The following is a 23,482-nucleotide window of genomic DNA, read 5'->3' on the forward strand; positions in this document are numbered from 1 at the left end:
TAAGCCTGGTTTATGCAACCGCATTGGGTATTGCTGGCTTTGCGTTGCTGTATTTTGGCGCTAACCCGCTGGCCATGTGGCTGGCGGTGATGGGCTTCGTCGTCTATGTCGGCATTTACAGCCTCTACATGAAGCGTCATTCGGTCTATGGCACGCTGATTGGCAGCCTCTCTGGCGCTGCGCCGCCAGTGATTGGCTACTGCGCGGTGACCAACCAGTTTGATGCCGGCGCGTTAATCTTACTGGCTATCTTTAGCCTGTGGCAGATGCCGCACTCCTACGCGATTGCCATCTTCCGCTTCAAAGATTATCAGGCCGCCAATATTCCGGTTCTGCCGGTGGTGAAAGGCATCTCCGTGGCAAAAAATCATATTACGCTGTACATCCTGGCGTTCATGATTGCCACGCTGATGCTGTCGCTGGGCGGTTATGCTGGCTACAAATATCTGGTGGTGGCTGCCGCCGTCAGCGTGTGGTGGCTGGGTATGGCACTGTCAGGTTACAAAACCTCAAACGACAAAGTTTGGGCGCGTAAACTGTTCGTGTTCTCCATTGTCGCCATCACTGCGCTGAGCGTGATGATGTCGGTGGACTTTATGGCCCCGGCCTCTAAGGACCTGCTGACTTACGTCTGGTAAGTCAGACCGTTACTCCGGACAAGGGCGCGAATTTCGCGCCCTTTCTTTTTGTTACCACTGCTTAAAAACAATTGTTTTACCCGCCCTGCCCTGCTTCCTAAAATAAGCGCTGCATGTCCCGGTGAGCCGGGTCGCAGATAAGGGCGCGCAACCTGTGCCGCTGCAACCTGAAGTCCCAGGGGCATAAACTTACAGAGGTTGGAATGAACGATAATAGAATGACACCAGTTGAGCTTCGGGCAACATGGGGTTTAGGCACAGTTTTTTCCCTGCGCATGCTGGGAATGTTTATGGTCCTGCCGGTACTGACCACTTACGGTATGGCTTTACAGGGCGCCAGCGAAACGTTGATCGGTCTGGCAATTGGTATTTATGGTCTGGCGCAGGCCGTGTTTCAGATCCCCTTTGGTCTGCTGTCCGACCGTATTGGCCGCAAGCCGCTGATTGTCGGTGGCCTGCTGCTGTTTGTGCTTGGTAGCCTTATTGCCGCCACCAGCACCTCCATCTGGGGCATTATCCTTGGTCGCGCGCTGCAGGGCTCCGGTGCCATTGCCGCGGCGGTGATGGCACTGCTGTCAGACCTGACCCGTGAACAGAACCGCACCAAAGCGATGGCGTTTATCGGCATCAGCTTCGGCGTTACCTTTGCGATTGCCATGGTGGTCGGCCCGATTGTCACGCATGCGCTGGGTCTGCACGCGCTGTTCTGGATGATTGCCCTGCTCGCCAGCCTGGGTATCGTGATCACCCTGCTGGTAGTGCCCAATGCGCCGGGCCACGTGCTGAACCGCGAATCCGGCATGGTCAAAGGCAGCATTCGCGCAGTGCTGGCTAATCCCAAATTGCTGAAGCTGAATATCGGCATTCTCTGTCTGCACATTTTGCTGATGTCGAGCTTCGTCGCGCTGCCGGGCCAGTTTGAACAGGCAGGCTTCCCGGCGGCTGAACACTGGAAAGTGTATCTGGTGACCATGCTGGTGGCGTTTGTCGCCGTGGTGCCGTTTATTATCTATGCCGAGGTAAAGCGCCGCATGAAGCGGGTGTTTGTCGGCTGCGTGGCGCTGATCATCATCGCGGAAATTGTGCTGTGGGGCGCCGCAGGCCACTTCTGGACGCTGGTGATTGGCGTGCAGCTGTTTTTCCTCGCCTTTAACCTGATGGAAGCGATTCTGCCGTCGCTGATCAGCAAAGAGTCGCCGGCGGGCTACAAAGGCACGGCCATGGGGATTTATTCCACCAGCCAGTTTATTGGCGTCGCGATTGGCGGCAGCCTGGGCGGCTGGATTTTCGGCCACTTCGATGCGCAAACGGTGTTTCTGGTCGGCGCGATAGTGGCTGCGGCGTGGCTGTTTGTCGCCATGTCGATGCAGGAGCCGCCGTACGTCAGCAGCCTGCGCCTGGTGCTGAGTGATGCGGTGCTGGCAGTACCGAATCTGGAGAAGCGGCTGCGCGCGCAGCCCGGCGTGGCGTCAGTGTTTATCGTGCCGGAAGAGAAAAGTGCCTACATTAAAATTGACAGCAAAGTGACGAGCCGCGTGGAGCTGGAGGCGCTGCTCGCCAGCAGTTAATGACTTAGCCACAGCGGACCGCGATGCTCTGGCTCCACGCGGTCCGCTCAGCGTCACTACAGCGACATATCCACCACAATACGCCCTTCAATTTTGCCGGCGTGCATGCGCGCAAAGATATCGTTGATGTTAGTCAGCGGCTCAACCGCGACATTCGCTTTCACCTTATGGCGACCGGCAAAATCCAGTGCCTCCTGCAGATCTTTACGCGTGCCGACAATCGAGCCGCGCACCGTAATGCCATCCAGCACCATGTCGAAGATCGAGAGATCGAATTTCCCCGGCGGCAGGCCGTTGAGCACCATGGTGCCGCCGCGACGCAGCGTGCCGATCGCCTGTTCAAACGCTTTTGGCGAGACCGCCGTCACCAGCACGCCGTGCGCACCGCCAAAACTTTCCTGGAACACTTTCGCCGGATCGACCTGCTTCGCATTGGCAACCACGCTGGCACCGAGCCGTTTGGCAAATGCCAGCTTATCGTCGTCGATATCGACCGCCGCCACGTTGAGCCCCATCGCCACCGCATACTGAATAGCCATGTGCCCCAGCCCGCCGATGCCGGAAACCACCACCCAGTCACCCGGTTTGGTATCGGTCATCTTCAGGCCTTTGTAAACCGTTACGCCAGCACATAAAATCGGTGCCACTTCATTAAACTCAACGTTATCCGGAATGATGCCGACGTAGTTGGCATCCGCCAGGCAGTACTCGGCAAAGCTGCCGTTGACCGAATAGCCGGCATTCTGCTGCGACAGACACAGCGTCTCCCAGCTGTCGAGGCAGTGCTCGCAGTGGCCACACGCCGAGTAGAGCCACGGTACCCCGACGCGATCGCCCAGTTTGAGATGCTTCACCCCTTCGCCGACGGCTACCACCTGCCCGACGCCTTCGTGACCGGGAATGAACGGCGGATTGGGCTTGATCGGCCAGTCGCCTTCGGCGGCGTGCAGGTCGGTGTGGCACACGCCGGTGGCGGCGATTTTCACCAGAATCTGTCCTGGCCCAACGGACGGCACCGGCACCTGCTCAATCACCAGCGGTTCACCAAACGCCTTCACAATCGCGGCTTTCATGGTGGTTTTGATTTGCATATTCATCTTTCACTCTCCATTTGAACGTATGCGGACTCAGAACAGCCCCAGTGGCGCTGTGCCATAGCTGACCAGCAGATTTTTAGTTTGCTGATAGGCGCTGAGCGCCATTTTGTGGGTTTCACGCCCGACGCCCGACTGCTTGTAGCCACCGAATGCCGCATGGGCGGGATAGATGTGATAGCAGTTGGTCCAGACGCGACCGGCTTTAATGCCGCGGCCCATGCGATACGCCAGATTGGTATCGCGCGTCCACACGCCCGCGCCCAGGCCAAACTGGGTTTCATTGGCGATCGCGAGCGCCTCTGCCTCATCGTGGAACGTGGTGACGCCAATCACTGGCCCAAAAATCTCCTCCTGGAAACAGCGCATCTGGTTGCTGCCCTTGATCAGGGTGGGCTGGATGTAGAATCCGTTATCCAGCTCCGCGGCGATATGCGCACGCTCGCCCCCTGTCAGAATCTGACCGCCTTCTTCACGGGCGATGTTGATATAGGACAGGATTTTGTCGAATTGCTGGCGGGAAGCCTGAGCCCCGATCATGGTGTCGGTATCGAGCGGATCGCCACGGCGAATGGTGGCAACCTTCGCCAGCACCCGCTCCATAAAGGGCTGGTAGATCGATTCATGAATCAACGCGCGCGATGGACAGGTGCAGACTTCGCCCTGATTAAAGAAGCCCAGCACCAGCCCCTCGACCGCTTTCTCGATGAACGCCTCTTCGCCCGACATCACATCCGCGAAGTAGATGTTGGGTGATTTGCCGCCCAGCTCGACGGTGCAGGGAATGATGTTCTCCGCCGCACAGGCCATGATATGCCGCCCGACCGGCGTGGATCCGGTAAAGGCAATTTTAGCGATGCGCTTGCTGGTGGCCAGCGCTTCGCCGGCTTCGCGGCCAAAGCCCTGCACCACATTCAGCACGCCCGGTGGAAACAGATCACCAATCAGCTCCATCAGCAGCGTAATACCAAGCGGCGTCTGCTCAGCCGGTTTCAGCACCACGCAGTTACCGGCGGCCAGCGCCGGTGCCAGCTTCCACGCCGCCATGAGCAGCGGGAAATTCCACGGGATGATCTGTCCGACTACGCCCAGCGGCTCATGGAAGTGATAGGCCACCGTGGTTTCGTCGATCTCAGCGGTGCTGCCCTCCTGCGCGCGCAGGCAGCCGGCAAAGTAGCGAAAATGGTCGACCGCCAGCGGCAGATCGGCATTGAGCGTCTCGCGAATCGGTTTACCGTTATCCCAGCTCTCCGCTACCGCCAGCTTCTCAAGACTGGCTTCCATACGATCGGCCACCTGCAGCAGCAGGTTGGCGCGCTGCTGTACGCTGGTTTTGCCCCACGCATCGGCGGCCTGATGCGCGGCATCCAGCGCCAGATCGATGTCGCGCGCGTCGGAGCGCGGGAACTGAGCGATATCGCTGCCGTCTACCGGCGAGGTGTTCATAAAGTACTGGCCGCTCAGCGGCTCGGTGAAGTTGCCGGCGATATAGTTGCCGTAGGTCGCCTGGAAAGAGACCAGCGCGCCGGGCGTGCCGGGATGTGCATAACGCATCGCAAACTCCTTATTATCAGGTCAGAGGGTCTGAACAGGCAGCGCAACTGCCTGTGTCGGTATTGCAGCGCGCGTGCCAGTTTTTTCTCATCAGGCGCAAAAGCGATAAATGCATTATTTATCAATCAAATAAATTCATGCCCCGCCAGCAAACCTGTCAGTCCTCCAGGACAAACGCGGTATCTGTGTTGCGTATCGCAACAGTGCAGAAACCCGAACGCTACAATATTGCAACACTTACACGCCGTTCTGAGGTCACTCATGCAGGGAAATTCAGCCGCGTCTGCCGTGCACGCCAACCCGCTGTTAAGCGACTCCTGGTTCCGCAGCCAGCTGTATGGATTAGAGCGCAGCGCCGACGATTTCCCGCGCGTGCGTCAGGGCGAGCTGGCCGATGTGCTGGCCAGCAACGCCGGGCTGCAGCAGTTTGCGCAGCCGGTCATCCGCCAGCTGGCGCAGCAGATGGCGGAGACGCAGTCGGTGGTGATCCTGTCCGATGCCAGCGGGCTGGTGCTGAACACCTTTGGCGATATGCAGGCGCTGGAGAAAGCCCAGCGCTTTGCCCTGGCACCCGGTAATTTGTGGAGTGAATGCGGACGCGGCACCAATGCGATTGGCACCGCGCTGGCGATTGATGACGGCTGTGAAATTGATGGCCAGCAGCATTTCCTGACGCGCAATCAGGGTCTGTACTGCGCCGCGATGCCGTTGCAGATGCCCAACGGTCAGATAGCCGGCGTGCTGGATATCTCGGGTCCGGCACACTTTCCGCATCCGCATACCCTGAACCGGGTGAAAGCAGCGGCAAAGCAGATCGAGTACCTGTGGGTGAAGCAGAGCCTGCATCCGCAGCAGTGGCTGCTCAGTCTGCATCCGCAGCCGCAGGGCATCGACACCAGTGATGAATTGCTGCTGGTATTCTCTGACAATGTGCTGACCGCAGCCAACCGGCTGGCGATGCGCGAACTGGCTCTCAGCGCCGACCGCTTTGCCAGCCTGACGTTTCAGCAGCTGTTTCCGCAACTGCAGCAGCAGGCCAACAGCGTTCCCGCCGCGGTCGACATTGGCGCGCAGCGCTACTGGTTCCGCCTGCGCGCGCCGCAGCGCAGCCACGTCAGCGTGCCGGACAGTCGTACGCATGACTTGCCGCGCGTGCTGGGAGCTGACGGCGCAAAAATGCTGCGGTTGCTGGATGCCGGCGTTTCGCTGTGCATTTATGGTGAAACCGGCAGCGGCAAGGAGTATGTCAGCCGTGCTCTGCACCAGCAAAGCCGCTGGCGCACGGGCAAGTTTGTCGCCATCAACTGTGCCGCCATCCCCGAAGCGCTGATTGAATCCGAACTGTTTGGCTACCAGCCCGGCGCATTTACTGGCGCCAGTAAAAATGGCTACATCGGCAAAATTCGCGAAGCGGATGGCGGCGTGCTGTTTCTGGATGAAATCGGTGACATGCCGCTGACGCTGCAGACCCGTTTGCTGCGCGTGCTGCAGGAAAAAGAGGTGGCGCCACTCGGCTCCAGTCGCAGCTGGCCGGTGAATTTTGCCATAATTTGCGCCACGCATCGCGATCTGGCCCAGCGCGTGGCCGCCGGCGAATTTCGTGAGGATTTGCTCTATCGTCTGCAGGAGTTTGCGCTGACCCTTCCGCCACTGCGCGCCTGGCCGAACGTCGCCGGGTTTATCCGCGATTTATGGCAGGAACTGGGAGCCGCGCAGCGTGGCGTACAGCTGTCTCCGGCGCTGCTGACGGCGCTGGCGCAGCAGCCATGGCCAGGCAATGTGCGCCAGCTACGCAGTCTGCTGCGCGTGCTGCTGGCGCTCGCCGATGAGGGCGAAACGCTGACGGAAAGTCACTTGCCGGCAGAGTATCGCCGCCCGCCGGCACCGCCGCTGCGCGAACGCCACGATGAACAGCTGATCAGTGAAACGCTGCAGCGCTATGACGGCAATATCAGTAAAGCGGCGCAGGCGCTGGGGGTCGCGCGCAGCACGCTGTATCGTCGTGCGGCGCGCGACAGAGGGGATTAATCGCGGAAGTTTTTGAACTGGAACGGCTGACCCAGGTTGCCACCGCGCACCAGCGCCATCGCACCCTGCAGATCGTCGCGGGATTTACCGGTGACGCGCAGCTCTTCACCCTGAATCTGCGTCTGCACTTTCAGTTTGCTGTCTTTGATCAGCTTAACGATTTTCTTCGCGACATCGCTTTCGATGCCTTTTTTCAGCTTCGCTTCAACGCTCCAGCTTTTACCGCTGTGCACAATCTCTTCCGGTACTTCAATCGCCGCGCCTTCAATGCCGCGCTTCAGCAACTTTTCACGCAGAATATCCACCAGCTGCTTCACCTGAAAATCCGATTCGCTGGTGACTTTGATGGTCTCATTCTTTTCGTTGAGCTCAAAGCTGGCGTTCACGTTGCGGAAATCGAAACGGGTTGAGATCTCACGGTTGGCATTCTCCACCGCATTACGCACTTCCGGCAGTTCGACTTCGGAAACGATATCGAAAGATGGCATCTTTTCTTCTCCTGATACTAAAGTGACATGCATAATACGCGTCTTGTCGCGCTAATAAAACACGCGACGCGGAAAGCTATAATTAAGGGTGTGACACCCATTCACCCACCCGCCAGCGGGAGGCATAATGAAAATTACCGTGTTGGGTTGCGGCGCCCTGGGGCAAATCTGGCTCGCGGCCCTTGCACGCCAGGGACATGACGTTCAGGGCTGGCTGCGCGTACCGCAGCCGTACTGTTCGGTCAACGTGGTCGATCCGCAGGGCCACGTCAGCAATCACACCTTCATCGCTAACGATCCGCTGTTTCTGGCTGAAAGCCAGCTGCTACTGGTGACCCTGAAAGCGCCACAGGTTTCCCCTGCGGTGAAAAACCTGCAAAGCGAGCTACCGCGCCACGCGCCGATCCTGCTACTGCACAACGGCATGGGTACCATCGAAGAGCTCAAAGAAGTGCAGCAGCCGCTGCTGCGCGGCATCACCACGCACGCGGCGATGCGCGACGGCACGGTGATTAAGCATGTCGCGCAGGGCATCACCCACATCGGGCCTGCCAGCCGCGAAAGCGCGGCGCTGAGCGATATCGCCGATATTCTGCATCAGGCACTGCCGGACGTGGCGTGGCACGATAACATCGCGTCTGCCAGCTGGCGCAAGCTGGCAGTTAACTGCGTGATCAACACACTGACGGTTGAGCACGACTGCCAGAACGGTGCGCTGCGCGCCTGGCCGGAACAGATTAACCGGCTGTGCGAGGAGCTGGCCTGGGTGATGGAGCGCGAGGGCCAGCACATCGCGCTGGATAATCTGCGCGACATTATTTACGACGTCATCGACAGCACCGCCGCCAACGTCTCCTCAATGCTGCAGGATGTGCGTGCGCAGCGTCAGACTGAAATTGATTACATTACCGGCTACCTGCTGCGCCGCGCCCGTGCGCAGGGGATTGCGCTGCCGGAAAATACCCGCCTGTACGACCTGATTAAACGCAAGGAGTCCCAATATGAGCGCGAACGCATCAGTGCTGGTTTGCCTGGCCCATGGCAGTGAAGAGACCGAAGCGGTCACCACTATCGACCTGCTGGTCCGCGCCGGCCTGAAGGTGACCACCGCCAGCGTGGAGAGCGACGGCACGCGCGAGATTGTCTGCTCCCGCGGTGTGCGCCTGCTGGCTGACGCACCGCTGGTGGAAGTGGCGGATAACGATTTTGCCGCCATCGTCCTGCCGGGCGGCCTCAAAGGCGCTGAAACCTTCCGCGACAGCCCGCTGCTGGTGGAGACGGTACGCCAGTGTCATCTGTCAGGAAAAATTGTCGCGGCGATCTGTGCCGCGCCGGGCACGGTGCTGGTGCCGCATGACCTGTTTCCGGTGGGCAACATGACCGGTTTTCCCGGCCTGAAGCACACCATTCCGGAAGAAAAATGGATGGAGCGCCGCGTGGTGTGGGATCCGCGCGTTAATCTGCTGACCAGCCAGGGGCCGGGCACGGCGATCGATTTTGCCCTGAAGCTGATTGATCTGCTGGTGGATAAAGAGCAAGCGCGTGAAGTCGCATCACAGCTGGTGCTGGCGGCAGGGATTTATAATTATCAGGAATTTGAAGAGCGCGCGTAAAAAAGGTCGCCATCAATGGCGACCCCACGGCATCAGCGCACATTTTTTATTCGTCGCGGTGATTACAGGGTGCGCATTCCTGCGCACCGGGTTTTGCCCGTGCACCCGAAATCAGGCGCGCCAGGCTTAACTCCCGCCGCGGTTACGGACGGTACACCTTCACGTTCTTAAAGCCCTGCTCATGCAGATACAAGGCCTGCAACCGGCTCATCACACCGCGATCGCAGTACAGCAACCAGGTTCTGCTCTGATCGAGATCGCCGAACTGAGTGCTCAGCTTATAGAACGGCAGCGATTTCACTTCCACGCCGGTCAGCGCCAGCGGCTTGTCGTCCTGTTCATCAATTGAACGGATATCCAGCACCACATCGTTGCCGCTGAATGACGCCACGGTTTCCACTTCCACCACTTCTTCTTCCGTCTGCTCCGCAATTTCACGGATATCGACGTTGCTGGCTTCCTGCACCACGCGCTGCAGAATGTCGAAATCGAAGTTCTGCTCTTCGGCTTCGATCTTCGCCTTCACCGCTTTCACCGTGGGGCTTTTCGAAATCACGCCGCAGTACTCCGGCATGGTGCGGGCAAAGTCTTCGGTGCCGATCTGACGCGCAATATTGATGATGTGCTCTTTATCGTGCGAGATCAGCGGGCGCAGAATCAGCGTGTCGGATGCGTTATCAATCAAACGCAGGTTAGTCAGCGTCTGGCTGGAGACCTGGCCCAGCGCCTCACCGGTCACCAGCGCCTGCACGCCGTAACGCTCAGCCACCATCGACGCCGCACGCACCATCATGCGCTTCAGCACCACGCCCATCTGGCCGTCATCAACTTTTTCCAGAATCTCGCCCACCACCGGCTCAAAATTGATGGCGACAAAACGCACGCGATGTGAACGGCCAAAACGCTGCCACAGATAGTGCGCCACCTGACGCACGCCGATTTCATGCGCCGCGCCGCCGAGGTTAAAGAAGCAGTAGTGCACGCGACAGCCGCGGCGCATCAGCATATAGCTGGAGACGCCGGAGTCAAAGCCGCCGGAAATCAGCGACAGCACATCTTCCTGGGTGCCGATCGGGAAGCCGCCCAGGCCTTCATAGCGGCCGGTAATCAGCAGCAGGCGATCGTCTTCAATCTCCAGATTCACCGTCACATCCGGGTGATTCAGCTGCACGCGCGCGCTTTCAATGTGCTGATTGAGACCGCCGCCGACGTAGCGCTCCACATCCTGCGAGCTAAAGCTGTGCTTGCCGCGACGCTTCACGCGCACGCAGAAGCTCTTGCCTTCCAGCCGCTCGCGGTTGAGCGCCAGCGTCTGCTCGAAGATATCGTGCATGTCGGTATAGGCGCGGTCTTCGACCGCCAGCACATGGTGGATACCGGGAATGCGCGTCAGCTCTTCCGTGACGGTGGCACGCAGCGCTTCCTTCTTCGCGCGCACTTCGATGTGATCCCAGTGGCGCACCACGGCGATCTCTTCGTCGAGGGTGCGCAGGGTATTACGGATGTTACCGGTCAGAATTTTGATAAAGCGCAGGCGCACCGACTGACTTTTGATGGTGATTTCAGGGAAGAGCTTGATGATAAACTTCATGGCGACACAGCTTCGTTGGGCAAATAAGTGCTAAAATCATCAACACTTAGCTGGTAAAATCATATAATTGCGGGTTGGCATCAGCCACCGCATCCGAGGCGCGCAAGTATATCACCTTTGTTAGGTGACTGCTGTAAGCAACCTTCGCCGCATTGATTATTTTGCTAATCAATGCCCGTCGGCTACCATGACCGATTGCAACATAATGTCCCAACCTGTGAGTCGACACTGATTATGCCGAAAAAAGCCGAAGCGCCCGTGAGTTTTGAAAACGCACTGCAGCAGCTGGAACAGATTGTCAGCCGTCTGGAGAGTGGCGAACTGCCGCTGGAAGAGGCGCTGAATGAATTCGAGCGCGGCGTACAGCTGGCACGCAGCGGCCAGCAAACCCTGCAGGCGGCGGAACAGCGCGTGCAGATTCTGCTGAGCGACGACAAAGACGCCCCGCTCACCCCTTTCACGCCGGAAAATGAGTAATGGATTTCGTGCAACTGCAGCGCGCCTACCATGAGCGCGTGAACCAGGCGTTGACGCGCTTAATAGATCCACTTCCTTTTCAGAGTTCTCCTCTGGTGAACGCCATGCAATATGGGGCACTATTAGGCGGTAAGCGCCTGCGCCCGTTTCTGGTGTATGCCACTGGCGAGATGCTGCGCGCCGAGGCGGCCAGCCTGGATGCCCCCGCCGCAGCGGTGGAGTGCATTCACGCTTACTCATTGATTCATGATGACCTGCCGGCGATGGACGACGATGCGTTACGTCGCGGGCAGCCAACCTGCCATATCAAATATGGCGAAGACACGGCGATTCTGGCCGGCGATGCCCTGCAAACCCTGGCGTTTACCATTCTTGCGGACCAGCCGATGCCCGGCGTAAGCCCGCAGGATCGCATTGCCATGATTTCCGAACTGGCGCAGGCCAGCGGCGTGGCCGGCATGTGCGGTGGCCAGGCGCTGGATTTAGCCGCCGAAGGCCAATCCGTGGACCTGAACCAGCTGGAGCAGATCCATCGCCATAAAACCGGCGCGCTGATCCGCGCCGCCGTGCGTCTCGGCGCCCTCACTGCGGGTGCCGCGGGCCGCGATGCGCTGCCGCAGCTGGATATCTACGCCAACGCCATCGGACTGGCGTTTCAGGTGCAGGATGACATCCTTGATGTGGTCGGCGATACCGCCGTTCTGGGCAAAACCCAGGGAGCCGATCAGGCGCTGGGGAAAAGTACTTACCCGGCGCTGCTGGGACTGGATAACGCGCGGGCCAAAGCGCAGGATCTCTATCGCGAAGCACTGGGCGCGCTGGAGGTGCTGGCGGCACAGTCGTATGACACGTCCGCTCTGCAGGCGCTGGCCAGCTTTATAATTGAACGCGATAAATAACTTATATAATGAGTCTCTGATGAGTTTTGATATTGCAAAATACCCGACACTGGCGTTAGCAGGCACGGTTCAGGAATTACGTTTACTGCCTAAAGAAAAACTTCCGGACCTGTGCGACGAGCTGCGTCAGTATCTGCTGGACAGCGTGAGCCGCTCGTCCGGCCACTTTGCTTCGGGTCTGGGCGTCGTCGAGCTGACCGTCGCGTTGCATTATGTGTATAACACCCCGTTTGATCATCTGGTGTGGGACGTCGGCCATCAGGCCTATCCGCACAAGATTCTGACCGGCCGCCGCGACCGTATCGGCACTATCCGTCAGAAAAATGGCCTGCACCCGTTCCCGTGGCGCGGCGAAAGCGAATATGACGTGCTGAGCGTGGGCCACTCGTCGACGTCCATCAGCGCCGGTCTCGGCATGGCCGTGGCCGCCGAACGCGAAGGCAAAGGTCGCCGCACCGCCTGTATTATTGGCGACGGCGCGATTACCGCGGGCATGGCGTTTGAAGCCATGAACCACGCCGGTGATATCAAGCCGGACATGCTGGTGATCCTCAACGACAACGAGATGTCGATCTCTGAGAACGTGGGCGCGTTGAACAATCGCCTGGCGCAGATTCTCTCGGGGAAAACCTATTCACGCCTGCGCGAAGGCGGCAAGCGCGTGCTGGGCGGGCTGCCGCCGATCAAAGAGCTGGTGAAGCGCACCGAAGAGCACCTGAAAGGCATGGTGGTGCCGGGCACGCTGTTTGAGGAGCTGGGCTTTAACTATATCGGTCCGGTCGACGGTCACGATGTGCTGACGCTGGTCAGTACGCTGAAGAATATGCGCGATCTGAAAGGGCCGCAGTTCCTGCACATCATGACCAAAAAGGGCAAGGGCTACGCGCCGGCGGAAGAAGATCCGATTACCTGGCACGCGGTGCCAAAATTCGATCCGGCCAGCGGCTCGCTGCCGAAAAGCGCGCCGGGCCTGCCGAGCTACTCGAAAATCTTTGGTAACTGGCTGAGCGAGATGGCCGCCGACGATGCGCGGCTGATGGCCGTGACGCCGGCCATGCGCGAAGGCTCCGGCATGGTGAGCTACTCGCGTGATTATCCGCAGCAGTATTTTGACGTGGCGATCGCCGAGCAGCATGCGGTGACGTTCGCCGCAGGCATGGCCATCGGCGGTTACAAACCGGTGGTGGCGATTTACTCTACCTTCCTGCAGCGCGCCTACGATCAGGTGATTCACGACGTGGCAATTCAGCAATTGCCGGTACTGTTTGCTATCGATCGCGGCGGTATCGTGGGTGCCGACGGCCAGACGCACCAGGGGGCGTTTGATATCGCCTATCTGCGCTGCGTGCCGGGCATGGTGATCATGACGCCAAGCGATGAAAACGAGTGCCGGCAGATGCTTTACACCGGCTACCACTATCAGGATGGCCCGAGCGCGGTGCGCTATCCGCGCGGCACCGGCACCGGCGCCACGCTGGAACCGCTGGCCAGCCTGCCGCTTGGCAAAGGGGTCATCCGGCGTCGCGGCGAGCAGCTGGCCATCCTCAACTTTGGTACTCTGCTGCCGGAAGCGCAGGCCGCCGCCGACGCGCTCAACGCCACGCTGGTCGACATGCGCTTTGTTAAGCCGCTGGATGAAGCCCTGATTAGCGAACTGGCGGCCAGCCACGACGCGCTGATTACGCTGGAAGAAGGCGCGATCAAAGGCGGTGCCGGCAGCGGCGTCAATGAATACGTGATGGCGAAACGCCTGCGCGTGCCGGTGCTTAACCTCGGCCTGCCGGATGAGTTCATTCCGCAGGGGACGCAGGAAGAAGTGCGTCAGGATTATCAGCTGGACGCCGCAGGCATCCAGCAGCAAATCGCCGCCTGGCTGGCGCAGTAACCGCCCTTCCCCGCTCCTGCTGCTATGCTTGAGGGTAAAACCCCACGCATAAGAGCAGGAGCCCTTCATGAAAACCGTTCGTTTAGGCCAGACCGATCTGCAGGTTTCACGTCTCTGTTTAGGCTGTATGACCTATGGCGATCCGCTGCGCGGTAACCACGCCTGGACGCTGCCGGAAGAGAGCAGCCGACCGCTGATTAAGCAGGCGCTGGACGCGGGCATTAACTTCTTCGACACCGCTAACAGCTACTCCGACGGCAGCAGTGAGGAGATCCTCGGCCGCGCGCTCAAAGATTATGCGCAGCGCGATCGGGTGGTGGTGGCGACCAAAGTCTACTTTCCGCTGAGCAACCTGTCGCAGGGGCTGTCGCGCACCAATATTCTGCAGTCGATTGATGACAGCCTGACGCGGCTTGGCATGGAGTATGTCGATCTGCTGCAGATTCATCGCTGGGATTACGCCACGCCGATTGAAGAGACGCTGGAAGCGCTCGATCAGGTAGTGCGGTCAGGCAAAGCGCGTTACATCGGGGCTTCCTCGATGCATGCCACACAGTTTGCGCAGGCGCTGCAGTTACAGCAGCAGCATGGCTGGGCGCGTTTTGTCAGTATGCAGGATCAGTACAATCTGATTCAGCGCGAAGAAGAGAAGGAGATGCATCCGCTGTGCCAGCGCGAAGGCATCGCGGTGCTGCCGTGGAGCCCGCTGGCGCGCGGTAAGCTGACGCGTCCGTGGGGAGAAACCACTGCGCGTTCAGTGTCGGATAACGTGATGGAAAAACTCTATACCGGCACCGAAGAGAATGACGCGGCCATTGCGCAACGGCTGGCAACGGTGGCTGCGGACAAAGGCGTGACGCGCGCGCAGGTGGCGCTGGCGTGGCTGCTGCATAAGCCGGTGGTTACCGCGCCGATTATTGGTGCCTCGCGCGAGCAGCAGTTTGCCGAGCTGGTGAAAGCCGTCGACGTGGAGCTGAGTTCAACCGATATCGCCGAGCTGGAGAGCGTCTACCAACCGCATCCGGTGGTGGGATTCGAGTAACGGTCCAGTCAGGTCGCCTTCAGGGCGACCTGATGTCACAGGCAGCGCATACATGGCGACCTGCCTGTGGTCTACGCATTCCTGGCGATCTGCCTGCGGCAACGCATTCATGGCAACGCTTTCTGTAGGGTGCGCATTCATGCGCACCTGGCGCATTAAAGCACCAGCCCCAGCCCATACAAAATCGCCGCTGAAATGACCCCGGCGATAATGTCATCGACCATAATGCCCATGCCGCCGTGCACGTTACGGTCGAACCAGCGAATCGGCCACGGCTTCCACATGTCAAAAATACGGAAAATCACAAAGCCGGCCAGCACCCATTGCCAGCTCATCGCCGGTATCGCCATCAGCGTAATCCACATGCCGATGAACTCATCCCACACGATGCTGCCATGGTCGTGCACGCCCATATCACGCGCGGTGCGGTGACACAGGTAGACACCCACGCTGATGCCAATCAGCACCAGCAGCGAATACAGCTGCAGCGGCAGCAGCGTCATCAGCCACCAGAAGGGAATGGCGGCAATTGAACCGGCGGTGCCGGGCATAATCGGGCTCAGGCCGCTGCCAAAACCGGTCGCCAGCAGGTGCCACGGATTGGCCATGCGCAGACGGCCTTTGGCCACATCTTTATTTAGCGTCAAAGTGATCAAATCCCTTGTGATGGAAACTGCGCGGCTTGCCGTTCTCCAGCAGCGTCAGCCCTTCTGCTTCCGGCGCGATCTGGCCGATGCAGGTATACGCCACGCCAAGATGGCCCAGCGCCACATCCAGTGCACCACGATTGACTTCCGGCACGGTAAAGCACAGCTCATAATCTTCACCCCCGCTCAGCGCCCAGCGCAGCACCTGTTCCGGCTCGAAGTGATCGCGCAACGCAGCCGACAGCGGCAGCGCATCCAGATTGATGCGGGCACCGACGCGGCTGGCGGTGAGAATATGGCCGAGATCGGAGATCAGGCCATCGGACAGATCGATGGCTGATGTCGCCAGATTGCGCAGCGCCTGGCCCTGCAGCACGCGTGGCATCGGGCGCAGATGGCGCTTGATCAGCACTTCATGCACCGCCGGATCGTTCAGGCGATGATGGTGCTGCAGCAGCGACAGGCCAGCAGCGCTGTCGCCCAGCGTGCCGGTGACAAAAATCCAGTCACCCGGTTTAGCCCCGGCGCGCTTCAGCGCACGGCCGGCCGGCACCAGGCCATGAATGCCCAGCGTCAGGCTGAGCGGCCCGCGCGTGGTATCGCCGCCGATCAGCTGCATATCGTAATAATCCAGCAGCTCAAACAGGCTGTCGCTGAACGCGGCCAGCCAGGGTTCATCTACCTCAGGCAACGTCAACGCCAGCGTTAACCATGCCGGATCGGCGCCCATCGCCGCCAGGTCGCTCAGGTTAACCGCCAGCGCTTTGTAGCCGAGATCGGCCGGATGGATATCACGTAAGAAATGCACGCCCGCCACCAGCGTATCGGTGCTGATGGCCAGCGTCTGTTTTTCCGGCACGTTAAGTAACGCGCAGTCGTCACCAATTCCCTTCTCCACATCGCGGCGGGAGCTGGTGACGCGGTTAAAATAACGTGCGATCAGTTCGAATTCACCACAGGACATAAGTCAGGTCTCAATGAAAAAAGGCCGGTGAGCCGGCCTTTTGCACTTATTTTTTGTTCGGTCGAATTTGCGGAGCGGCTTTATCCAGCACGCCGTTAACAAATTTATGGCTGTCTTCAGCACCAAACACTTTAGCCAGTTCGATACCTTCGTTGATCGCCACTTTGTACGGCACATCGTCACGCTTGCTCAGTTCATAGAGCGAAATGCGCAGGATGGCTTTTTCTACCTGGCCCAGCTCTTCCAGCTGGCGCGACAGGTAAGGCTTCATCAGGCCGTCCAGGAACGCGCTGTTGGTCGCCACACCGGCCAGCAGTTCGCGGAAATAGCTAATATCGACGTCTTTGACGTCTTGTTCCGCCAGAAACTGGTATTCCACATCGGCAATGTCGTTGTTCGACAGCTGCCAGGAGTAAAGCGCCTGGACAGCGCACTCACGGGCGCGACGACGAGCAGCAGGTTTCACAAAATTCCCCTTACAAAAATCAGGCTTTGATGGCTTTCAATACGTTAATCATTTCGAGTGCGGTCAGGGCCGCTTCGGCGCCTTTGTTACCCGCTTTGGTGCCGGCGCGTTCAATCGCCTGCTCGATGTTTTCGGTGGTTAACACGCCGAAAGTCACCGGAATTTCGCTGGTCATCGCCACGTTGGCAATGCCAGAGCTGGCTTCACCTGCCACATATTCGAAGTGGGCGGTGCCGCCACGGATCACGGTTCCCAGCGCCACGATTGCGTCGTGCTTGCCGGCTTTCGCCAGTGCGCGCGCTGCCAGTGGCAGTTCGTATGCACCAGGAACCCAAACCACAGTGATGTTTTCTGCTTTAACCTGGCCGATACGCTTCAGCGCATCAACGGCGCCATCCAGCAGGCTGTCATTAATGAAGTTGTTAAAACGCGCAATAACGATGGCAATGTGAGCATCAGGCGTGGCAACAGGAGCTTCGATAACTTTCATACATATCCTTTGGGTGTTTGATTTGTGGCCCCGCAGAAGGGGGCGGATTCTATCATACTCTTCGGCAACGCGCTCAGGCTTTTCCGTGCATGCTCAGCGTGGTGTCAGGGTCAGCCGTAAATCGTCGCCAACCTGACGCACGTCGCTAAAATTCAGCGCTGGCGCATCGGCCAGCGTTTCCAGTCCCGGCAGCGCACACAGGCCGCGCGCGGCATTACCCAGCAGTTTCGGCGCCAGATAAACGATCAGTTCATCCACCAGGCCGGCCTGCAGCAGCGCACCGGCCAGACCGGCACCGGCCTCAACCCACACGCTGTTGATCTGACGCTGACCGAGCAGCATCATCATCGCCACCAGATCGAGCTGCTCACCGCGCGGCGGCACCTCAATCTGACTCACGCCCGGCGGCCAGCTTTGTGCATCAGCCTCCGTGCGCATCAGCCAGGTTTCGCCGGGCTGGGCGATCAAACGATGCTGTGGCGTCACGCGCTGCTGGCTGTCGATCACCACCCGCACCGGCTGACGCAGCTGGCTCTCATTCAGCTGCTGGCGCACGGTCTCGCTCAGTTCATCCCAGCGCACCGTCAGCGACGGATTGTCCGCCAGCACGGTGGCGCTGGTGGTAAGAATAGCTGAACTGCGGGCACGTAAACGTTGCACATCGCGCCTTGCCGCTGCGGAAGTGATCCACTGGCTTTCGCCACTGGCCATGGCGGTACGACCATCCAGCGAGGCGCCCAGTTTGAGCTGAATCCACGGAAAACCGGTACGCATGCGTTTGAGAAAACCGCGATTGAGCGCTTCCGCTTCATTCATCATGAGGCCGTGACTCACGTCGATGCCGGCCTGCTGTAAACGATACAAGCCGCGCCCGGCCACCTGCGGATTAGGATCCTGCATCGCCGCGACCACCCGGCTGACGCCGGCGGCAATCAGCGCATCGCAGCACGGCGGCGTCCGGCCGTGATGGCTGCAGGGTTCCAGCGTGACATACGCGGTCGCACCGCGTGCGTGGTCACCCGCCATGCGCAGCGCGTGCACTTCCGCGTGCGGTTCACCGGCGCGCTGATGCCAGCCTTCGCCCACGATCTCACCATCGCGCACGATAACGCATCCGACGTTAGGATTCGGGGTGGTGGTGTATTGTCCGCGCCGCGCCAGTTCCAGCGCGCGCGCCATGTAGTGCGCATCGGTCATGGATTAATCCTGTAAGCGGGCGATCTCTTCGCCAAAATCACGAATATCTTCAAAACTGCGGTACACCGATGCGAAGCGAATATAAGCAACTTTATCCAGCTTCTTCAGCTCTTCCATCACCAGGTTACCAATCAGCTTGCTGGGAATTTCACGTTCGCCGGTGGCGCGCAGCTGGGTTTTGATGTGATTGACCGCGTTGTCGACGGCATCCGCGCTCACCGGGCGCTTCTCCAGCGCCTTCATCATGCCGCTGGCCAGCTTATCTTCGTTAAAGGGTTCGCGCACGTCGTTGCTTTTCACCACGCGTGGCATTACCAGCTCGGCCACTTCAAAGGTGGTAAAACGCTCATGGCATACCAGGCACTGGCGGCGGCGGCGCACTGAGGAGCCCTCACTAACCAGACGTGAATCAATCACTTTGGTGTCCACAGCGGAGCAGAATGGGCAATGCATGACGTTTCCTGTCGCGAGAATTGGGGGCAGATAGTGTAGCGCGTTCCCGGTTGCAACAAAATACAGGGCGCAGAATCGCCACCTGGCTCACAGCGACGCCTGACGGTTACAGCAAACCGTGAAAAGTTACTAAGCTTAGAGAGCCAATCCGGCTTAATGACAGGAGGATGTATGGGTTTATTCAATTTCGTCAAAGAAGCGGGTGAAAAACTGTGGGATGCGGTGTCAGGCGGCGATGACCAGAGCAAAAAGCTGCAGGAGCACATTAATCAACTCGGCCTGCCCGACAGCGATAAAGTGAAAGTCGATGTCCAGGGCGATACCGTGAAGGTCAGCGGTGACGGTATCTCGCAGGAGTTGAAAGAGAAGATTCTGGTGGCGGCGGGTAACGTGGCCGGCATCACCAAAGTGGAAGATAACGTCACCACCAGTGACAGCGCCACGCAGGCCGAATTCTACACGGTGAAAAAAGGCGATACCCTGAGCGCTATCTCGAAGCAGGTGTACGGCACGCCGAACGAATACAACAAGATCTTTGAGGCGAACAAGCCAATGCTGACGCATCCTGATAAGATCTATCCCGGCCAGGTTTTACGTATCCCTAAATAACCGGAAGGACATTGCATGACGTTCAGGATGATTTGGGTGCCGGCAGCGCTTGCTGCGCTGGTGCTCAGTGGTTGCAGCTCCCCCCCCGCTTCACCTCAGGTCAAAGCGCTGCATCAGGAAGTGAGCCAGCTCAACCAGCAGATGCGCAAACTGACCAGTCAGGCCAGCGCGCTGGAGATTCAGGGGCAGCTTAACAGCCAGTCGACGCAGGGCGCATGGTTACTCCCGCAGGCAAATACGCCGGTAGAGCTGCAGACGCAGCTGGGTAAACTGCGCCTGTCGCTGTCGCACGTTGAGGGGGAAGCCAGCGGCAGCCGCGCTAACCTGAATATCCGTTCAACCGATGATAAGCCGGTGCCGGCGCTCAGCGCCCGCGTGGTATGGGGCGAAATGGATCCCGCCAGCGGCAAGCCGCTGAACGCCGACAGCCTGAGCCAGACCATTACCGTGCCCGCCAGTCTGATGCCGCGCAGTTCGGTCAGCGTACCGCTGCGGCTCAGCGGGCTGGCACCGGGTCAGCCCGGCTACGTGCGCGTGCATGATGTGCAGGCGGTGGCGGACGCCAGCACGGTCGTTGCAGGCCAGTAATTCTGGCGTCAGGCATAAAAAAACGGGCTGCACTCAGGCAGCCCGTTTCATTTCTCCGGCACAATTACGGCAGAATCGAAGGCTGATCGGCGCCCTCTTTCTCCACTTTCTGCACCAGCATGTGTTCACGCTTCATGCCCAGCTTCAGCGCCAGCGCGGACGACACGTAAATCGACGAAATGGTACCGATGGTGACACCGATCAGCATGGTCAGCGAGAAGCCTTTCAGCAGCGCGCCACCAAAGATGAACAGGATCAGGATCATCGCCAGCGTGGTGATCGAGGTGATCAACGTACGGCTCAGCGTCTGGGTCAGCGACACGTTAGTGATGTCGTAAGAAGAACCGCGACGGATTTTGCGGAAGTTCTCACGAATACGGTCGGAAACCACGATCTTATCGTTGAGCGAGTAACCAATCACCGACATCAGCGACGCCACAATCGTCAGATCGATCTCGATGTGGAACAGCGACAGAATGCCGCAGGTGATGATTACGTCGTGCGCCAGCGCCAGCACGGTGCCCAGCGCCAGACGCCACTCAAAGCGAAAGCCGATGTAGATCAGAATCGCAATCAGCGCCGACAGCAGCGCCATCGCCCCGGCCTGCGCCAGATCGCTGCCCACGCTCGGGCCCACGAACTCAATTCGCTTCACGGTCGCGTTCTGCTGCGTCGTCTGATTGATCGAGGCAACCACTTTGTTGCCCAGCTCCTGGCCTGCATTGCCGGTGGTCGGTGGCATACGCACCATCACATCACGGCTGCTGCCAAAGTTCTGTACCAGCGGCTCCTCAAAGCCTGCCTTCACCAGCCCGTCACGCAGCGCATCCAGATCCGCCGGCTTCTCGAGGTTGATCTCAATCACCGTCCCGCCGGTGAAATCGAGCCCCCAGTTAAAGCCGCGCACACCGATAATGGCGATGGACGCCACAATCAGCAGGCCGGAGATGATAAAGGCCAGCGTGTCCCAGCGCATAAAGTCGACGACTTTACGCCCATGGTTCAGCTGTTCAATACTATATTCCTGTGCCACAACGCACTCCTCAGATAGACAGCTTATTGATGCGTTTGCCGCCGTACACCAGGTTAACGATGGCACGGGTGCCGACGATAGCGGTGAACATGGAAGTCGCGATACCGATAGCCGTGGTAATCGCAAACCCTTTGATCGAGCCGGTACCGACCGCATAAAGAATGATGACTTTAATCAGCGTGGTGACGTTGGCGTCGACGATACTGGAGAAGGCGCCTTTATAGCCTTCATGAATCGCCTGCTGTACCGAGCGTCCGTTACGCAGTTCTTCTTTAATACGTTCGTTAATCAACACGTTGGCATCGACAGCAACCGCCAGCGTCAACACGATACCGGCAATCCCCGGCATGGTGAGGGTCGCACCCGGCAGCAGTGACATGATGCCGACAATCAGCACCAGGTTGCACAGCAGCGCGCTGGTCGCAATCAAACCAAATTTCTTATAGAACACCACCATAAACAGAATGGACGCGATCAGACCCCACAAGCAGGCTTCGAGACCCTGAGTGATGTTCTGCTGGCCCATTGTTGGACCAATGGTACGCTCTTCCACAATCTGAATTGGCGCGATCAACGCACCGGCACGCAGCAGCAGCGACAGCTGACGCGCTTCGTTCGGGTTGTTGATACCGGTGATGCGGAAGCTGTTACCGAGGCGCGACTGAATGTTCGCCACGTTAATCACCTGCTCCTGTTTCACCAGGATTGCACGACCGTTGGCGTCTTTCTTACCGCTGTCCTTGTACTCCACAAACAGGGTCGCCATCGCTTTACCGATGTTGTCCTTGGTGAAGTTCGACATCATGTTACCGCCCGCGCCATCCAGTGAAATGTTCACCTGCGGCTGGTTGTACTCGTCCATGCTGGACGTCGAATCGGTAATATGGTCACCGGTCAGAATCACACGCTTGTACAGCACCACTGGCTGGCCTTCACGCGTCTCTTTCACTTCCGAATCACCCGGCACACGGCCACTGGCCGCCGCAGTTGGATCAACGGAGGTATTTACCAGACGGAATTCCAGTGTTGCGGTCGCGCCCAGAATCTCTTTGGCGCGCGCGGTGTCCTGAATACCCGGCAGCTCAACCACGATGCGGTCAGAACCCTGACGCTGCACCAACGGCTCGGCAACGCCCAGCTGGTTAACACGGTTACGCAGGATGTTGATGTTCTGCTGAACCGCATACTCACGTGCTTCGCTGAGACGCGCATCGGTCATCACCGCACGCAGCGTATCGCTGCCGACGCTGGAGATCACCAGATCGCGATGGCGCGGTGACAGATAGCTGATAGCCGCATCACGGCTTGCACCGTCGCGGAAACGCACTTCTACACCGTAGTTAGCGATTTTGTTGACGTTGGTATACGGGATGCTTTTGTCGCGCAGGTCACTGCGCAGGCCATCGGCATTCTGCTCTTGCAGTTTGCCCAGAGCGGTATCCATATCCACTTCCATCAGGAAGTGTACGCCGCCACGCAAATCAAGACCGAGTTTCATCGGCTGTGCGGCCAGCATCGTCAACCAGCGCGGCGTGGCCGGCGCAAGGTTCAGAGCAACAACGTAGTCATCGCCCAACGATGCAGTCAGAGCATCGCGCGCGCGCAGTTGCACGTCCTGATTGTCAAAACGGGCCAGAATGGCACCATTTTCCAGCGCGAGGGATTTGCTCTGAATATTGTCTTGTTTCAAGACGTTCTGGATCTGATCCAACGTTTTTTCACTGGCGGCGCCACCGCGCGCACCAGTGATCTGAACGGCCGGATCCTCACCATAAAGGTTAGGAAGCGCATAGAGCAGGCCGACGAGAATCACGACGACCAGCATGATGTACTTCCACAAAGGATAACGGTTTAACACGGCAGTTCCCTTCGGGAAGAATAAATTACAGCGCCTTCATTGTACCTTTCGGCAGAACGGCGGCCACGAAATCACGTTTAATCACTACTTCAGTGGTGTCGTTCAGGGCGATAGCGATGTAGCCGGTTTCAGCCACTTTCGTTACGCGTCCCACCAGGCCACCGTTGGTCAGCACTTCATCACCTTTAGAGATGGAATCCATCAGCTTTTTGTGATCTTTGGCGCGCTTCTGCTGTGGACGCAGGATCATGAAGTAGAAGATCAGACCAAACACCACCAGCATGATCACCAGAGAATAAG

Annotated in this window: 24 protein-coding genes; 11 read left to right on the plus strand and 13 right to left on the minus strand. The window is 58.8% G+C overall.

The window, feature by feature from the left end:
• Together cyoE and QMM04_RS10290 are read left to right on the plus strand one after the other, a co-directional pair.
• Nucleotides 1–638: heme o synthase (gene cyoE / locus QMM04_RS10285; protein ID WP_282996118.1), on the plus strand; the 638-nt coding region annotated here is incomplete at its 5' end.
• Nucleotides 639–841: 203 nt separating this feature from the next.
• Nucleotides 842–2,206 carry an MFS transporter gene (locus QMM04_RS10290; RefSeq protein ID WP_031279651.1) on the plus strand — a complete coding sequence of 455 codons (1,365 nt, stop codon included), beginning with the start codon at nt 842–844 and terminating at the stop codon, nt 2,204–2,206.
• A gap of 56 nt (nt 2,207–2,262) precedes the next feature.
• On the opposite strand, the gene adhP is transcribed toward QMM04_RS10290, so the two are convergent.
• Together adhP and QMM04_RS10300 are read right to left on the minus strand one after the other, a co-directional pair.
• Nucleotides 2,263–3,297, minus strand: a complete 1,035-nt coding sequence (gene adhP, locus QMM04_RS10295; protein WP_182688979.1) for an alcohol dehydrogenase AdhP — start codon at nt 3,295–3,297, stop codon at nt 2,263–2,265.
• 36 nt (nt 3,298–3,333) lie between these two features.
• The gene (locus QMM04_RS10300) at nt 3,334–4,854 is read right to left on the minus strand and encodes an aldehyde dehydrogenase family protein (RefSeq protein WP_021507175.1); all 1,521 of its coding nucleotides are present in this window, start codon (nt 4,852–4,854) and stop codon (nt 3,334–3,336) included.
• A 261-nt stretch (nt 4,855–5,115) separates the two neighbouring features.
• On the opposite strand from QMM04_RS10300, the gene QMM04_RS10305 reads away from it, so the two are divergent.
• A complete protein-coding gene (locus tag QMM04_RS10305) occupies nt 5,116–6,882 on the plus strand; it encodes a sigma-54-dependent Fis family transcriptional regulator (RefSeq protein ID WP_282996119.1) in 1,767 nt (588 codons plus the stop codon).
• Here the strand turns inward: QMM04_RS10305 and QMM04_RS10310 are convergent.
• On the minus strand, nt 6,879–7,370 hold the full coding sequence (locus QMM04_RS10310) for a YajQ family cyclic di-GMP-binding protein (protein WP_282996120.1): 492 nt from the start codon (nt 7,368–7,370) through the stop codon (nt 6,879–6,881). The genes QMM04_RS10305 and QMM04_RS10310 overlap by 4 nt on opposite strands.
• A 127-nt stretch (nt 7,371–7,497) precedes the next feature.
• Here QMM04_RS10310 and panE point away from each other — a divergent pair, with 127 nt between their 5' ends.
• On the plus strand, nt 7,498–8,418 hold the full coding sequence (gene panE, locus QMM04_RS10315) for a 2-dehydropantoate 2-reductase (protein ID WP_282996121.1): 921 nt from the start codon (nt 7,498–7,500) through the stop codon (nt 8,416–8,418).
• Nucleotides 8,372–8,983, plus strand: coding sequence for a protein deglycase YajL (yajL, locus tag QMM04_RS10320; protein WP_058781215.1), 612 nt, complete (start codon nt 8,372–8,374; stop codon nt 8,981–8,983). The genes panE and yajL overlap by 47 nt, the downstream gene beginning before the upstream one ends.
• A gap of 142 nt (nt 8,984–9,125) precedes the next feature.
• Here the strand turns inward: yajL and thiI are convergent, their stop codons facing one another.
• Nucleotides 9,126–10,574: a tRNA uracil 4-sulfurtransferase ThiI gene (gene thiI / locus QMM04_RS10325; RefSeq protein ID WP_021507170.1), complete on the minus strand. Its 1,449-nt coding sequence runs from the start codon at nt 10,572–10,574 to the stop codon at nt 9,126–9,128.
• A 234-nt stretch (nt 10,575–10,808) separates the two neighbouring features.
• Between thiI and xseB the strand changes: the two genes are divergently transcribed.
• The 4 genes from xseB to QMM04_RS10345 all read left to right on the plus strand — a co-directional run bounded on the left by xseB (nt 10,809) and on the right by QMM04_RS10345 (nt 14,877).
• Nucleotides 10,809–11,051, plus strand: coding sequence for an exodeoxyribonuclease VII small subunit (xseB, locus tag QMM04_RS10330; RefSeq protein WP_021507169.1), 243 nt, complete (start codon nt 10,809–10,811; stop codon nt 11,049–11,051).
• On the plus strand, nt 11,051–11,950 hold the full coding sequence (gene ispA / locus QMM04_RS10335) for a (2E,6E)-farnesyl diphosphate synthase (RefSeq protein ID WP_021507168.1): 900 nt from the start codon (nt 11,051–11,053) through the stop codon (nt 11,948–11,950). Before xseB ends, ispA begins: the two co-directional genes overlap by 1 nt.
• A 19-nt stretch (nt 11,951–11,969) precedes the next feature.
• The gene (gene dxs, locus QMM04_RS10340) at nt 11,970–13,835 is read left to right on the plus strand and encodes a 1-deoxy-D-xylulose-5-phosphate synthase (RefSeq protein WP_021507167.1); all 1,866 of its coding nucleotides are present in this window, start codon (nt 11,970–11,972) and stop codon (nt 13,833–13,835) included.
• A 67-nt stretch (nt 13,836–13,902) separates the two neighbouring features.
• Nucleotides 13,903–14,877 (plus strand): aldo/keto reductase, encoded by a 975-nt coding sequence (locus QMM04_RS10345; protein ID WP_021507166.1) that lies wholly within the window; start codon nt 13,903–13,905, stop codon nt 14,875–14,877.
• A gap of 155 nt (nt 14,878–15,032) precedes the next feature.
• Here QMM04_RS10345 and pgpA read toward each other — a convergent pair whose 3' ends face one another.
• The 6 genes from pgpA to nrdR all read right to left on the minus strand — a co-directional run bounded on the left by pgpA (nt 15,033) and on the right by nrdR (nt 19,094).
• Nucleotides 15,033–15,524, minus strand: a complete 492-nt coding sequence (gene pgpA, locus QMM04_RS10350) for a phosphatidylglycerophosphatase A (RefSeq protein WP_104092647.1) — start codon at nt 15,522–15,524, stop codon at nt 15,033–15,035.
• Nucleotides 15,511–16,488, minus strand: coding sequence for a thiamine-phosphate kinase (thiL, locus tag QMM04_RS10355; protein ID WP_021507164.1), 978 nt, complete (start codon nt 16,486–16,488; stop codon nt 15,511–15,513). Before thiL ends, pgpA begins: the two co-directional genes overlap by 14 nt.
• A gap of 46 nt (nt 16,489–16,534) precedes the next feature.
• Entirely contained in the window at nt 16,535–16,954 is a 420-nt protein-coding gene (nusB, locus tag QMM04_RS10360; RefSeq protein ID WP_031279648.1) for a transcription antitermination factor NusB, read from the minus strand.
• Between the two features lie 19 nt (nt 16,955–16,973).
• Nucleotides 16,974–17,444: a 6,7-dimethyl-8-ribityllumazine synthase gene (ribE, locus tag QMM04_RS10365; protein ID WP_034831031.1), complete on the minus strand. Its 471-nt coding sequence runs from the start codon at nt 17,442–17,444 to the stop codon at nt 16,974–16,976.
• Between the two features lie 93 nt (nt 17,445–17,537).
• Nucleotides 17,538–18,641, minus strand: a complete 1,104-nt coding sequence (gene ribD, locus QMM04_RS10370; protein WP_104092646.1) for a bifunctional diaminohydroxyphosphoribosylaminopyrimidine deaminase/5-amino-6-(5-phosphoribosylamino)uracil reductase RibD — start codon at nt 18,639–18,641, stop codon at nt 17,538–17,540.
• 3 nt (nt 18,642–18,644) lie between these two features.
• Nucleotides 18,645–19,094, minus strand: a complete 450-nt coding sequence (nrdR, locus tag QMM04_RS10375) for a transcriptional regulator NrdR (RefSeq protein ID WP_031279647.1) — start codon at nt 19,092–19,094, stop codon at nt 18,645–18,647.
• Between the two features lie 171 nt (nt 19,095–19,265).
• On the opposite strand from nrdR, the gene lysM reads away from it, so the two are divergent.
• Nucleotides 19,266–19,703 carry a peptidoglycan-binding protein LysM gene (lysM, locus tag QMM04_RS10380; RefSeq protein ID WP_021507159.1) on the plus strand — a complete coding sequence of 146 codons (438 nt, stop codon included), beginning with the start codon at nt 19,266–19,268 and terminating at the stop codon, nt 19,701–19,703.
• A 15-nt stretch (nt 19,704–19,718) separates the two neighbouring features.
• Nucleotides 19,719–20,291: a DUF3251 domain-containing protein gene (locus QMM04_RS10385; protein WP_104092645.1), complete on the plus strand. Its 573-nt coding sequence runs from the start codon at nt 19,719–19,721 to the stop codon at nt 20,289–20,291.
• A 64-nt stretch (nt 20,292–20,355) separates the two neighbouring features.
• On the opposite strand, the gene secF is transcribed toward QMM04_RS10385, so the two are convergent.
• The 3 genes from secF to yajC all read right to left on the minus strand — a co-directional run.
• Complete coding sequence (secF, locus tag QMM04_RS10390) at nt 20,356–21,324, minus strand: protein translocase subunit SecF (RefSeq protein WP_058769379.1); 969 nt, start codon at nt 21,322–21,324, stop codon at nt 20,356–20,358.
• A gap of 10 nt (nt 21,325–21,334) precedes the next feature.
• The gene (secD, locus tag QMM04_RS10395) at nt 21,335–23,182 is read right to left on the minus strand and encodes a protein translocase subunit SecD (RefSeq protein WP_282996122.1); all 1,848 of its coding nucleotides are present in this window, start codon (nt 23,180–23,182) and stop codon (nt 21,335–21,337) included.
• Nucleotides 23,183–23,207: 25 nt separating this feature from the next.
• Nucleotides 23,208–23,482 (minus strand): preprotein translocase subunit YajC (gene yajC, locus QMM04_RS10400; protein WP_282996123.1); only part of this gene is annotated, 275 nt, incomplete at its 5' end.

Origin of the sequence: Pantoea sp. Pa-EAmG, from assembly GCF_030024295.1 — a bacterium.
Classification (GTDB): Bacteria; Pseudomonadota; Gammaproteobacteria; order Enterobacterales; family Enterobacteriaceae; genus Pantoea; species Pantoea dispersa.

Coding starts and splice junctions, on each gene's coding strand:
- dxs (WP_021507167.1), top strand. CDS start 11,970: ATGAGTTTTGATATTGCAAAATACCCGACACTGGCGTTAGCAGGCACG.
- yajL (WP_058781215.1), top strand. CDS start 8,372: ATGAGCGCGAACGCATCAGTGCTGGTTTGCCTGGCCCATGGCAGTGAA.
- QMM04_RS10310 (WP_282996120.1), bottom strand. CDS start 7,370: ATGCCATCTTTCGATATCGTTTCCGAAGTCGAACTGCCGGAAGTGCGT.
- QMM04_RS10385 (WP_104092645.1), top strand. CDS start 19,719: ATGACGTTCAGGATGATTTGGGTGCCGGCAGCGCTTGCTGCGCTGGTG.
- adhP (WP_182688979.1), bottom strand. CDS start 3,297: ATGCAAATCAAAACCACCATGAAAGCCGCGATTGTGAAGGCGTTTGGT.
- QMM04_RS10305 (WP_282996119.1), top strand. CDS start 5,116: ATGCAGGGAAATTCAGCCGCGTCTGCCGTGCACGCCAACCCGCTGTTA.
- ribE (WP_034831031.1), bottom strand. CDS start 17,444: ATGAAAGTTATCGAAGCTCCTGTTGCCACGCCTGATGCTCACATTGCC.
- ribD (WP_104092646.1), bottom strand. CDS start 18,641: ATGACCGATGCGCACTACATGGCGCGCGCGCTGGAACTGGCGCGGCGC.
- nrdR (WP_031279647.1), bottom strand. CDS start 19,094: ATGCATTGCCCATTCTGCTCCGCTGTGGACACCAAAGTGATTGATTCA.
- QMM04_RS10300 (WP_021507175.1), bottom strand. CDS start 4,854: ATGCGTTATGCACATCCCGGCACGCCCGGCGCGCTGGTCTCTTTCCAG.
- QMM04_RS10290 (WP_031279651.1), top strand. CDS start 842: ATGAACGATAATAGAATGACACCAGTTGAGCTTCGGGCAACATGGGGT.
- QMM04_RS10345 (WP_021507166.1), top strand. CDS start 13,903: ATGAAAACCGTTCGTTTAGGCCAGACCGATCTGCAGGTTTCACGTCTC.
- ispA (WP_021507168.1), top strand. CDS start 11,051: ATGGATTTCGTGCAACTGCAGCGCGCCTACCATGAGCGCGTGAACCAG.
- lysM (WP_021507159.1), top strand. CDS start 19,266: ATGGGTTTATTCAATTTCGTCAAAGAAGCGGGTGAAAAACTGTGGGAT.
- xseB (WP_021507169.1), top strand. CDS start 10,809: ATGCCGAAAAAAGCCGAAGCGCCCGTGAGTTTTGAAAACGCACTGCAG.
- thiI (WP_021507170.1), bottom strand. CDS start 10,574: ATGAAGTTTATCATCAAGCTCTTCCCTGAAATCACCATCAAAAGTCAG.
- panE (WP_282996121.1), top strand. CDS start 7,498: ATGAAAATTACCGTGTTGGGTTGCGGCGCCCTGGGGCAAATCTGGCTC.
- thiL (WP_021507164.1), bottom strand. CDS start 16,488: ATGTCCTGTGGTGAATTCGAACTGATCGCACGTTATTTTAACCGCGTC.